We start from the raw sequence: 11,451 nt of genomic DNA, 5'->3' as shown, positions 1-11,451 counted from the left end.
CCATCCTTTTAGATTGATATCCGATGGCCATCCGCCACCCCCTGCCCTACGCCTTTGCCAAGGCCAATTCCGTGCTGCTGGAAGACGACGGCAGCACCCTGGTGCTGTGGGCGCCGCCCGAGGTCAGCTTGGCCACCTTGTCCGAGGTGCAGCGGCTCTACGTCGTTGACCGCTTCGAGCAAGAGCCTCGCAGCACCCTGAGCGAACGCATCAACGCGGCCTATGCGGGCTCTGAGTCGAGCGCGGCGGTGGTGATCGGCGAGGTTGAGAGCGCTGTCGATCTGAGCCGCATGATGCAGGACTTGCCGGCAGTTGAGGACTTGCTGGAGGCCGCCAACGACGCCCCCATCATCCGCATGCTTAACGCATTACTGACGCAGGCCGCCAAGGATGGCGCTAGCGACATCCATATCGAACCCTATGAGCGCGCCAGCTCGGTGCGCTTTCGCGTCGACGGCACGCTGCGCGAGGTGGTGCAGCCCAACCGTGGTCTGCATGCCGCGCTGATCTCGCGCCTGAAGATCATGGCAGAGTTGGATATCGCCGAGAAGCGCTTGCCGCAAGACGGCCGCATCTCGCTGCGCATCGGCGGGCGCGCCATCGATGTGCGGGTCTCAACCCTACCCTCGGCGCATGGCGAGCGAGCCGTGTTGCGACTGCTGGACAAGAGCGAATCAAAGTTCACGCTCGAGGGCTTAGGCATGAGCGGCGATGTGCTGAGCAGCTTCAAGCGCCTGGTGCAGCAGCCGCACGGCATCGTCTTGGTGACGGGCCCGACCGGTAGCGGCAAGACCACCAGCCTCTATGCCTCCTTGCAGACGGTGGACACGGGCACGACCAATGTGCTGACCGTGGAAGACCCGATCGAGTACGAGCTGGGCGGCATCGGCCAGACACAGGTCAATGCCAAGATCGACCTGACCTTCGCCAAGGCGCTGCGCGCAATCCTGCGGCAGGACCCGGACGTCATCATGATCGGCGAAATCCGCGACCATGAAACCGCGCAAATCGCCATCCAGGCCTCGCTGACCGGCCACTTGGTGCTGGCCACGCTGCACACCAATGACGCGGTGAGCGCGGTGACACGTTTGACCGATATGGGCATAGAGCCTTTCTTGCTCAGCTCCAGTCTCTTGGGCGTGCTCGCGCAACGCTTGGTTCGCAAGTTATGTCCGGTGTGCAAGCGCGCGGATGAACATGGCCACTACCATCCCGTTGGCTGCGATGCCTGCAGCCAGACCGGCTACAAGGGCCGCACCGGCGTCTATGAATTGATGATCGCCAATGACAAGGTGCGTGGACTGATTCACAGCCAAGCGGCCGAGAGCGAATTGCTGGCGGCGGCGCAAGCGGGCGGACTGCGCTCAATGCGCGACGACGGTGCTCGCCTGGTGGCGGCCGGCATTACGTCCGCCGAAGAAGTGATTCGGGTCACGCGTGAATAGAAAACATGCCGGCCTATAAATACGAAGCCCTCAACGCCTCCGGGCGCAGCGTCAGCGGCCTGATCGAGGCCGATACACCGCGCGCCGCGCGTGCGCTCTTGCGCGCGCAAGGCCAGGTGCCCTTGACCCTACAGACGGTGCAGCAGCATGGCCAGGCCAGCGGCAGCCGCTTCACCAGGCGGGTCTTCAATGCAACGGCTTTGGCCGTTTGGACAAGGCAGTTGGCCGGTCTGGTCGGCTCCGGCCTGCCCGTCGAGCGGGCGCTGACCGCCTTGACCGACGAATGCGAGGATGCCCGTCAGCGCGAGCTGCTGTCGCAACTCAAGGCCGAGGTCAATGCCGGCGCTTCGTTTGCACGCGCCTTGGCGACGGCGCCGCGCGAGTTCGACGAGGTCTTCTGCGGCGTGGTGGCGGCGGGCGAGCAAAGTGGCGCGCTCGGCCATGTACTGGAAAAGCTTGCCGACGATTTGGAGGAGCGCCAAGACCTGTCCGGCAAGCTGGTCGGTGCGATGGCCTACCCGGCCATCGTGTCGCTGATCTCGGTAATGATCGTGATCTTTCTGGTCACCTATGTGGTGCCGCAGATCGCAACCGTGTTCACGAATTCCAAGCGGGCCTTGCCGTTTCTGACGGTCGCCATGCTAGCCATCAGCGCCTTTGTGCGGCAGTGGGGCTGGCTGATGATTTTGACCCTGGTCGCCGGCGGCATGGGCTTGTCGGCGGCGCTGCGCGGCGAAGCCTTCAGGCAGCGCTTTGATGCCGGCGTCTTGCAACTCCCCCTGCTCGGGCGTCTAGCGCGTGGCTATAACGCAGCCCGCTTCGCCAGCACCCTGGCGATGCTGGCGGGCGCCGGTGTGCCGATTTTGAAAGCCTTGCAGGCGGCGGCCGAGACGCTCTCGAACCGCGCGATGCGGGCCGACGCGCTCGACGCGCTGGTGCAGGTGCGCGAAGGTGCGCCACTGGGCTCGGCCTTGGCCGGCAAGAAGCGCTTCCCCGGCATCCTGGCGATGTTCGCCCGCCTGGGTGAGCAGACCGGGCAATTGCCGCAGATGCTGGAGCGCGCCGCCAAGCAGCTCAGCGTCGAGGTGCAACGCCGCTCGATGGCCGCCGCCACCTTGCTGGAGCCGATTCTGATTGTGGTGATGGGAGCCATCGTCTTGATGATTGTCTTGGCCGTCTTGATGCCTATCATCCAGTTGAACACCTGGGTCAAGTAAACCATGGCAGCCAATCTGGACGGGCAGTTGGTCGTCGCCATCTCGTCCCGCGCGCTGTTTGATTTTGAAGAAGAGAACGAGCTGTTCGAGGCCGGCGATGATCGCGCCTATATGGCCTTGCAAGAAAGCCGGCTAGATCTGCCGGCCAAGCCAGGCGTCGCCTTCTCGTTGGTCAACAAACTCCTGGCCTTCAATACCCCCGAGCAAGCGCAAGTCGAGATCGTCGTGCTGTCGCGCAATGACCCGGTCTCGGGCATGCGGGTGTTCCGTTCGGCCGCGCAGTACGGCTTGGGGCTGCAGCGCGGCGTGTTCACGCGGGGCGAGTCACCCTGGCGTTATTTGCGGCCCTTGAAGGCGCAGCTGTTTTTGTCCACCAACGAGGCCGATGTGCGCTCCGCGCTCGCCGCCGGCGTGGCCGCCGCACGGGTGCTGCCGCTGTCGGCACGCGCCTCGGCCGAACACCCGCGCGAACTGCGCATCGCCTTCGACGGCGACGCCGTCTTGTTCTCCGACGAGGCCGAGCAGGTCTTTCAGCGCGACGGCCTGAATGCCTTTCAAAGCCATGAGACCACCCACGCCAACACGCCTCTGGCGGCCGGACCGTTCAAGCCGGTGCTGCAGGCTTTGCAGCGTTTGCAGCATCAACCAAATGGCGACATGCGGGTGCGCACCGCGCTGGTAACGGCCCGCAGCGCGCCGGCGCATGAACGCGCCATCCGCACGCTGATGAACTGGCAGATCGAGGTTGATGAGGCGATGTTCCTGGGCGGCCTTGCCAAGGGCGAATTCCTGCGCGAGTTCGAGCCCGATTTCTTCTTCGATGACCAGGCCGGTCATGTCGCAAACGCCGCGCCCCATGTACCGGCAGGCCACGTCACCTCGGGCATCTCGAATCGCTGACAATGCCTCGGCTGCGCCACCAGCGCCGCCGCACACATCCTCCCACAAGGAATTGCTTGATGAAATTGCGTCTTCTCACGGCGGCCTGTTTGGTCGCATTGCAATTGCCGGCCCAGGCACAGACCGAAGGTTTTTATCGCCAGCCGGCGTTGCGAGGTACCCAGCTCTTGCTGGTCGCCGAGGGTGACATTTGGCGCGCCGCCACCGACGGCGGCCGGGCCGAGCGCTTGACCACGCACCCCGGCGCCGAGAGCATGCCCGCCGTGTCGGCCGACGGCCAATGGCTTGCTTTTGTAGCCCAGTACGACGGCCCCGCCGATGTCTACATCATGCCCATCCAAGGCGGTGTGCCCAAACGACTCAGCTGGGAAGGCTCGGCCCAGAAGGTCTGGGGCTTCGGCCCGGCCGGCGAAGTGATTTACAGCGGCCCCTCGCAATCGGGCCAACCGATCAATCAGCTCTATGCGGTGGACCCCAAGACCGCACAGCGCCGCGCCTTGCCGGTGGGCCAGGCCAGCGACGGCGCGCTCAGCGCCGACGGCAAGCAGCTCTATTTCACCCGCAACGGCCTGCGCGGCGACAACGCCCGGCAATACCGGGGCGGTGCGATCGCGCGGCTCTGGACGATGGATTTGAGCGGCAGCGCCGAAGCCCGGCCGCTGCTTGCCGAGGGTGCAAACGACTCTCGGCCGCTGCCCTACCGCAGCGCCACGGGTGAGCGGGTCGCCTTTTTGTCCGACCGCGACGGCACCGTCAATCTCTGGTCGGTCAACCCCCAGGGCCAGGACCTGCGCCAGCACAGCCGCTTCAAGGGTTGGGACATTCGCCATGCCTCGATCGACGGCACGCGCGTCAGCGTCGCGGTCGGTGCCGACATCTATTTGCTCGACTTGGAAGCTGCCACAGCCGACCAGGGCCAGCGCTTGAAGCTCACTTTGACGGGTGACTTTGACCAGCAGCGTCAACGCTGGATCAAGAAGCCGCAAGACTTTCTGACCGGCACCACGCTGGCCCCGAACGGCGAGCGCGTGCTCTTGGCCAGCCGCGGCCGCCTAGCCACGCAAGGCACCGGCAACTTGCGCCGGGCCGAGCTGGTGCAGCCGGCCGCCAGCCGCTGCCACAATAGCGTGTTCAGCGCCGACAGCAGCCAGGTGTTTGCGCTGTGCGACTTCAGCGGCGAGCGCGAGGTCTGGCGCTTGCCCGCCGACGGCCTGGGTGGCGGCGAACAAATCACTTTTGGAGCCACCGCTCAGCGCAGCGATCTGCAGCCCTCGCCCGATGGCCGCTACCTGGCCCATACCGACAAGGAAGGGCACTTGTTCCTGACCGATCTGAAGGCCAGCGGCACGGCAGCCACCCGGCTGATCGGCCATGACAAGCTGGCCGCAGACATCGAGCACCTGACTTGGTCGCCCGACAGCCAAGCGCTCGCCTTCACGCAGCCGCTGCGCGCGGTCGGGCGGGCTCAGCTGCGGCTCTACAGCGTCGCGGACGGCAAGACCCGCACCGTCAGCAGTGATCGTTATGAAAGCGCAGCGCCGGCCTTCAGCCCCGATGGGCGCTGGCTCTACTTCGCCTCTCAGCGCAACTTCTCGGTCACCGGCAATAGCGGCCCCTGGGGCGACCGCAATATGGGCCCCTTCTTTGACAAGCGCAGCAAGCTCTATGCACTGGCCCTGCAGCCGGGCCAGAGCTTCCCCTTCGCCCCCCGGGATGAGTTGACCCCGAGTGAAGCCAAAGCGGAGGCCAAACCTGACATCAAGGCAGACGCCAAACCCGCCTCCAAACCCGCCATCGTTTGGGCCGGTCTGGCCGAGCGCTTGTTTGAGCTGCCGCTGCCTGCGGCCAATTACGGCGAGCTGCGCGTTGATGGCAAGCGCCTGTGGTGGCTGGAAAGCGAAGCGAGCAGCTCGCCCGAGCGCAAGAGCAGCCTGAAGACGGTCACCATCGACCGGCTGGGAGCCTCGCCCGAAACGGTCGCTTCCGATGTGCGCGAGTTCGAACTCAGCGCAGACGGCAAGAAGTTGATGCTGGTGCGCGCAGCGGCGCCGGGCGCGGCGTCGGAGATCTTGCTGGTCGAGGCGACAGCCAAGTTACCGCCCGAGACGGCCAAATTTCAAATCAAGTGGAGCGATTGGCAGATCGCCACCGACCCCAAGCTGGAGTGGCAGCAGATGTTTGCCGACGGCTGGCGCATGCAACGCGACTATTTCTACGACAAGCAGATGCACGGCGTCGATTGGCAGGCCATGCGGGCCAAGTACGAGCCGCTGGTGGCGCGCGTGACCGACCGCCTTGAGCTGGCCGAACTGATGGCGCAGATGGTCGGCGAGTTGAGCGCCTTGCACAGCCAGGTGGGTGCCGGCGATGTGCGGGCTGCCGCCGAGGAGCCCGCTGCACCTGGTTTGGCGGGTCTGGGCGCCCGGCTTGGGCGCGCGCCAAACGGCTGGCGCGTCGAGCAGATTTACCGCAGCGACCCGGAGCTGCCGAGCGAGGCCTCGCCCTTGGCCGCGCCCGGCGTCAGCATCCAGGTCGGCGATGTGATCACCACCGTGAATGGACGCAAGGCCTTGGACGCCGCCCATCCGTCCGAGCTGCTGCGCGGCCAGGCTGGCAAGCAGGTACTGCTGCAACTGCTTAGCGCCGATGGCAAAGACAAGCAGGCCGTCGTCACCCCGGTGGCGCAGCGGCGCGAACAGCAATTGCGCTATGGTGACTGGCGCTACGCACGCGCACGCGCCGTCGAGGCCGCCTCGGACGGCCGCATCGGCTATTTACATCTGCGCGCGATGGGGCGCGAGGATATTGCCGACTTTGCCCGCGAGTTCTATGCCCACAGCGACCGCGAGGGGCTGATCATCGATGTGCGCTTCAACGGCGGCGGCAATATCGACAGCTGGATTCTGGAGAAGCTCATGCGCCGCGCCTGGGCCTTCTGGCAGCGCCGCTCGCCCGAAGGCGCGCCGCCGGCCAGCTCGAATATGCAGCACGCCTTCCGGGGCCATTTGGTGGTGCTGGCCAACGAGGAGACCTACTCCGACGGCGAGACCTTTGCCGAGGGCATCAAGCGCTTAGGGCTGGCACCGGTGATAGGCAAGACGACCTCGGGCGCGGGCGTCTGGCTGTCGGATCAGAACCGCTTGCTGGACAACGGCATCATGCGGGCAGCCGAGAGCGGCCAGATGACGGCCGATGGTCAATTCATCATCGAGGGCATAGGCGTCAAGCCGGACATTGAGGTGGACAACCCACCACGCGCCACCTTCCTGGGTGGCGACGCGCAGCTGGATGCGGCGATCGCCCATCTGAAGCAGGAGATGGCCTCCAAGCCTAAGGTCATGCCAAAGCCTGGCGCCTATCCCCGGCCGATCAAAATGCCTTAACTGAGCGCTACACGGGCAAACTTGCGTTTGCCCACCTGAGCGACAAAACTGCCGGCTTCCAGCTTCAAGGCCTTGTCACTGATGGTGACGCCGTCGATCTTGACGCCACCCTGCTCGATCATGCGGGTGGCCTCACCACCTGAGGAGACCAAGCCGGCCGCTTTGAGCATCGCGCCAACGCCCAAAGGCGCACCGCTCAGCGTGACTTCAGGAATATCGTCCGGAATACCGCCGCGCGCACGGTTGTTGAAGTCGGCCTCCGCCGCATCGGCCGCATCGGCGCTGTGGAAGCGAGCGGTGATCTCCTTAGCCAGCAAGACCTTGGCTTCTTTGGGGTTGCGGCCGGCATCAACTTCGGCCTTCAGCGCCGCAATCTCGGCCTCGCTCTTGAAACTCAGCAGCGCGAACCACTTCCACATCAACACATCGCTGATCGACAAGACCTTGGCGAACATGCTGTTGGCCGGCTCGCTGATACCGATGTAGTTGTTCTTGGACTTGGACATCTTCTCGATGCCGTCCAGACCTTCCAGCAGCGGCATGGTCAAGATGCACTGCGGCTCTTGGCCATATTCCTGCTGCAGATGCCGACCCATCAAAAGATTGAACTTTTGATCGGTGCCGCCCAACTCGATATCGCTCTTCAAGGCGACCGAGTCATAGCCCTGCATCAACGGGTACAGAAACTCATGCACCGAGATCGGCGTTTGCGCGGCGAAGCGCTTGGTGAAGTCGTCGCGCTCCATCATCCGCGCCACCGTGTATTTGGCCGCCAACTGGATCATGCCGCGTGCGCCCAGCGGGTCGCTCCACTCGGAGTTGTAGCGAATTTCGGTCCTGGCCGGATCCAGCACCAGGCTGGCCTGAGCGTAATAGGTCTCGGCATTGGCCTTGATCTGCTCTTGCGTCAGCGGCGGGCGCGTTGCGTTGCGGCCTGACGGGTCGCCGATCATCGAAGTGAAGTCGCCGATCAGAAAAATCACCTGATGGCCCAAGTCCTGCAACTGGCGCAGCTTATTAAGCACCACGGTATGACCAAGGTGGATGTCGGGCGCGGTCGGGTCGAGACCCAGTTTGATACGCAGCGGCACGCCGGTGGCCTCGGATTTGGCCAGCTTTTGCAGCCAGTCGGCTTCGGGCAAAAGCTCATCGCAGGCGCGCTTGCTGACGGCAAAGGCTTCGCGGACGCGGTCGGTGACGGGAAAAGCAGGTGTCACGGAAGTTCGGATTTCGGACATAGCAGCAGTCGAGCCTCGGCTAAAGCCTTGATATATGGGGTTTTCTAGAGTTTGACGCGCCGATCAACTCGGTATACTCGCGCCTAGCTTGAAGCCGGCACCCCCAAAAGTAGGGGGGCGGCAGCAAAGACACCAATTCTAGTGGACGCGACTCGAACAAAGATGCGCCGCTTTTTGTCAGCCAGCATCGGCTATCGCCACTGACTGAGCAACGAGGGATTCTGCAACGTGACCGACCGGATGACTGAAGTGAAAGTGGCCGCGGCCCAGGCCTTTGCGCGAGCCGACGCCTTTGCCGCTCGCCACCCACGCGCGCTGACCGGCACCGTGGTGGGTTTGTTGACCGGCTTCGCCGTGACCGCCTTTGGTATTGCCCCGCTCGCACCCGATGCACGCGACCTGCCTCAGCGCACGCTGGCGGAGTTGGTGCAGACAAATGACCTAGAAGCACAGCTTTCAGCCTTGGCCGAACATCAGATTGGTCTGAGCCGCAGCGAATTGACTCGTAGCAGTGACACGGTTGAAAGCCTGTTCAAGCGTCTCGGTGCTTTCGATCCGGCTGCCGCCCAGTTCTTGCGCAACGACCCTTTGGCCCGGCGCACGCTGCAAGGCCGCGCCGGCAAGTCGGTGCAATTGACGGCCGATGCCTCGGGCATTGTTCAAACAATGGTGGTGCGCTTTCCGGCCGAAAAGGCTGAACAGCAAGCGACTCATTTCAGCCGTCTGAGCATCACACGCGAAGGCAAGGGCTTTGTCTCCAAGCTGGAAACGGCAGCGCTGCAGGCACAAATTCGCTTGGGCAGCGGCAGCATCCAAAGCTCGCTGTTCGCTGCCACCGACGAGGCGCGTATCCCGGATGCGATCGCCTCTCAGATGGCCGATATGTTCTCGGGCGAGATCGACTTCCACCGCGAGCTGCGCAAGGGCGACCGTTTTTCCGTCGTTTATGAAAGCATGACCGCCGACGGAGAAAACGTCAGCTGGGACAACTCCGCGGGCCGGCTGATCGCAGGTGAATTCATCAACAACGGGCGCACCCATTCGGCCGTTTGGTTCAAGGACAACGCCACCGGCAAAGGCAATTTCTACAGCTTTGACGGCCAAAGCAAGCGCCGCGCCTTTTTGGCCAGCCCGATGGAGTTTTCGCGCGTGACCTCCGGGTTCTCGATGCGCTTTCACCCGATACTTCAAACCTGGCGCCAGCACCTCGGCGTTGACTACGGCGCCCCCACCGGGACGCCCGTGCGCACCGTCGGAGATGGGTCGGTCGAGTTTGCCGGTTGGCAAAATGGTTTCGGCAATGTCGTCCATGTTCGCCACAGCGGCGATCGCACAACGGTCTACGCTCACCTGAGCCGCATCGACGTCAAGAAGGGTCAACGCATTGAACAGGGCCAGAAAGTTGGCGCCGTCGGTGCAACGGGCTGGGCCACCGGCCCGCATCTGCACTTTGAATTCCGCGTCAAGGGCAGCCACCAAGACCCGCGCGTAATCGCACGCGCCTCGGAAGCCGTCACCCTGCCCAATTACGCTCGTACGCAGTTCAAGCAGACCGTCGCCAGCGTGAAGACGCAGCTGAGCGTCGCTCAGACCATGGACGGCGGCGTCAGCGGCGCAGACTGAAACCCATTGGCGGCTCGCCGCAAATGAGTAGCGAGCTCTTCATTGGCTTGATGTCCGGCACCTCGCTGGACGGAGTGGACGCGCTATTGGCGCGATTCCCTGCAGACGGCACAGCCATGCAAGTGCTAGGTCACCTGCATCAACCCTTCAGCAAACCGCTGCGAGACGAGCTGTTGGCACTCAACAGTCCTGGTCACAACGAACTGCACCGAGCTGCCTTGGCGGCCAATGCACTGGCCCGCAGCTACGCGGATCTGGTAGCTCAGCTGCTGGAGGCCTGCGGCGTCGTCGCAAGCGAAGTCGCCGCGCTCGGCGCCCATGGCCAGACCGTCAGGCATAGACCCGGCGAATTCGATGGCTGTGGCTACACCACACAACTCTTGAACGGCGCCTTACTGGCGGAGCAAAGCGGCGTGGCCGTGGTCTGTGATCTGCGCAGCCGCGATGTGGCGGCCGGGGGGCAAGGCGCGCCCCTGGTACCGGCGTTTCACCGGGCGCAATTTGGCCAGACCGGGCGCGACATTGCCGTTGTCAATATCGGTGGCATCAGCAATATCAGCCTGCTGGGCGCAGACGGCAGTACCTTGGGCTTTGACTGCGGGCCGGGCAACTGTTTGATGGACGCTTGGATCCAAGAACATCTGGGTCACGAATTTGACGCGAGCGGCGCCTGGGCGGCGCTGGGTCAGGTTTCGACAGCGCTGCTGGACAGACTGCTTGCCGAGCCCTTCTTCACTTTGCCGCCTCCGCGCAGCACGGGGCGAGATCTGTTCAACCGGGCTTGGTTGGACAGCCGACTGCAGCACGCCGATCTGCGCCAGGAAGATGTGCAAGCCAGCCTGCTGGAGTTGAGCGCGCAGACGATCGCGCAAAGTCTTCTGCAGCACAGCCCGAATACCACAGAACTGCTGGTCTGCGGTGGCGGCGCCTTTAACACGCAGTTGATGACGCGGATGCAGGCCCTGCTGCCGCACACACAGGTCATGACCAGCGATGCGCGAGGGCTGCCGGTCATGCAAGTGGAAGCGGCGGCCTTTGCCTGGCTGGCCATGCGTCATCTGCGTCAACTGCCGGGCAACTTGGCTGCGGCAACCGGCGCTCTGGGACCTCGCCTATTGGGCGCCCTCTATCCCGCCTGAGCATAAAAAAACCGCCTGAATTTGGCGGTTTTTTATTGAGGGCAAATGCCCGCGATCAGGCCGAAAAGCTCGATCCGCAGCCACAAGTCGTCGTTGCATTCGGATTCTTAATCACGAACTGCGCACCTTGCAAATCTTCCTTGTAATCGATTTCCGCGCCGACCAGGTACTGCAAGCTCATCGCATCGATCAGCAGGGTCACGCCATTTTTATGCATCTGTGTATCGTCTTCGTTGACCGCTTCATCGAAGGTGAAGCCGTACTGGAAGCCAGAGCAGCCGCCACCTTGCACGAAGACACGCAGCTTCAGCTCAGGATTGCCTTCCTCGGCCACCAAGTCGGCTACCTTTTCGGCGGCGCTATCGGTGAAGATCAAGGGCACGGGCATTGCATCGGCATCGGCCGCTGGAGATTCAAGAACTGCGCTCATATGGATTCCTGATGTAATTGCACTTCGGCCGCTATTGTCCATGCAAACAAAAGACAAATATTTGACCTCTGTCCGG

At 63.5% G+C, this 11,451-nt stretch carries 8 protein-coding genes; 6 read left to right on the top strand and 2 right to left on the bottom strand.

Going from position 1 to position 11,451, the window contains the following annotated elements; genetic code table 11:
- Positions 1 to 23 precede the first annotated feature (23 nt).
- Genes gspE through LNV08_RS10770 form a run of 4 tightly spaced genes read left to right on the top strand, consistent with a single transcriptional unit; the run spans position 24 to position 6,945 of the window.
- Positions 24 to 1,445, top strand: a complete 1,422-nt coding sequence (gene gspE / locus LNV08_RS10785) for a type II secretion system ATPase GspE (RefSeq protein ID WP_263533709.1) — start codon at positions 24 to 26, stop codon at positions 1,443 to 1,445.
- 5 nt (positions 1,446 to 1,450) lie between these two features.
- Complete coding sequence (gene gspF / locus LNV08_RS10780) at positions 1,451 to 2,662, top strand: type II secretion system inner membrane protein GspF (RefSeq protein ID WP_263533708.1); 1,212 nt, start codon at positions 1,451 to 1,453, stop codon at positions 2,660 to 2,662.
- Positions 2,663 to 2,665: 3 nt separating this feature from the next.
- A complete protein-coding gene (locus tag LNV08_RS10775) occupies positions 2,666 to 3,562 on the top strand; it encodes a 5'-nucleotidase (RefSeq protein ID WP_263533707.1) in 897 nt (298 codons plus the stop codon).
- A 59-nt stretch (positions 3,563 to 3,621) separates the two neighbouring features.
- Positions 3,622 to 6,945 carry a S41 family peptidase gene (locus LNV08_RS10770; protein WP_263533706.1) on the top strand — a complete coding sequence of 1,108 codons (3,324 nt, stop codon included), beginning with the start codon at positions 3,622 to 3,624 and terminating at the stop codon, positions 6,943 to 6,945.
- Here LNV08_RS10770 and tyrS read toward each other — a convergent pair.
- Positions 6,942 to 8,183, bottom strand: coding sequence for a tyrosine--tRNA ligase (gene tyrS, locus LNV08_RS10765; protein ID WP_263533705.1), 1,242 nt, complete (start codon positions 8,181 to 8,183; stop codon positions 6,942 to 6,944). The two genes, LNV08_RS10770 and tyrS, sit on opposite strands and share 4 nt — an antisense overlap.
- A gap of 240 nt (positions 8,184 to 8,423) precedes the next feature.
- On the opposite strand from tyrS, the gene LNV08_RS10760 reads away from it, so the two are divergent.
- Entirely contained in the window at positions 8,424 to 9,806 is a 1,383-nt protein-coding gene (locus tag LNV08_RS10760) for a M23 family metallopeptidase (RefSeq protein ID WP_263533704.1), read from the top strand.
- 23 nt (positions 9,807 to 9,829) lie between these two features.
- Complete coding sequence (locus LNV08_RS10755; RefSeq protein ID WP_263533703.1) at positions 9,830 to 10,945, top strand: anhydro-N-acetylmuramic acid kinase; 1,116 nt, start codon at positions 9,830 to 9,832, stop codon at positions 10,943 to 10,945.
- 55 nt (positions 10,946 to 11,000) lie between these two features.
- On the opposite strand, the gene erpA is transcribed toward LNV08_RS10755, so the two are convergent.
- A complete protein-coding gene (erpA, locus tag LNV08_RS10750; protein ID WP_263533702.1) occupies positions 11,001 to 11,375 on the bottom strand; it encodes an iron-sulfur cluster insertion protein ErpA in 375 nt (124 codons plus the stop codon).
- Positions 11,376 to 11,451: the final 76 nt, after the last annotated feature.

The sequence above is a fragment of the Paucibacter sp. TC2R-5 genome, assembly GCF_025717605.1.
Classification (GTDB): domain Bacteria; phylum Pseudomonadota; class Gammaproteobacteria; order Burkholderiales; family Burkholderiaceae_C; genus Paucibacter_A; species Paucibacter_A albus.
This window is presented reverse-complemented; position numbering and strand designations above follow the sequence as displayed.

What these genes read in the sequence shown, in the direction of transcription:
- gspE (WP_263533709.1), top strand. Translation starts at nt 24, where the DNA reads ATGGCCATCCGCCACCCCCTGCCCTACGCCTTTGCCAAGGCCAATTCC.
- gspF (WP_263533708.1), top strand. Translation starts at nt 1,451, where the DNA reads ATGCCGGCCTATAAATACGAAGCCCTCAACGCCTCCGGGCGCAGCGTC.
- LNV08_RS10775 (WP_263533707.1), top strand. Translation starts at nt 2,666, where the DNA reads ATGGCAGCCAATCTGGACGGGCAGTTGGTCGTCGCCATCTCGTCCCGC.
- LNV08_RS10770 (WP_263533706.1), top strand. Translation starts at nt 3,622, where the DNA reads ATGAAATTGCGTCTTCTCACGGCGGCCTGTTTGGTCGCATTGCAATTG.
- tyrS (WP_263533705.1), bottom strand. Translation starts at nt 8,183, where the DNA reads ATGTCCGAAATCCGAACTTCCGTGACACCTGCTTTTCCCGTCACCGAC.
- LNV08_RS10760 (WP_263533704.1), top strand. Translation starts at nt 8,424, where the DNA reads ATGACTGAAGTGAAAGTGGCCGCGGCCCAGGCCTTTGCGCGAGCCGAC.
- LNV08_RS10755 (WP_263533703.1), top strand. Translation starts at nt 9,830, where the DNA reads ATGAGTAGCGAGCTCTTCATTGGCTTGATGTCCGGCACCTCGCTGGAC.
- erpA (WP_263533702.1), bottom strand. Translation starts at nt 11,375, where the DNA reads ATGAGCGCAGTTCTTGAATCTCCAGCGGCCGATGCCGATGCAATGCCC.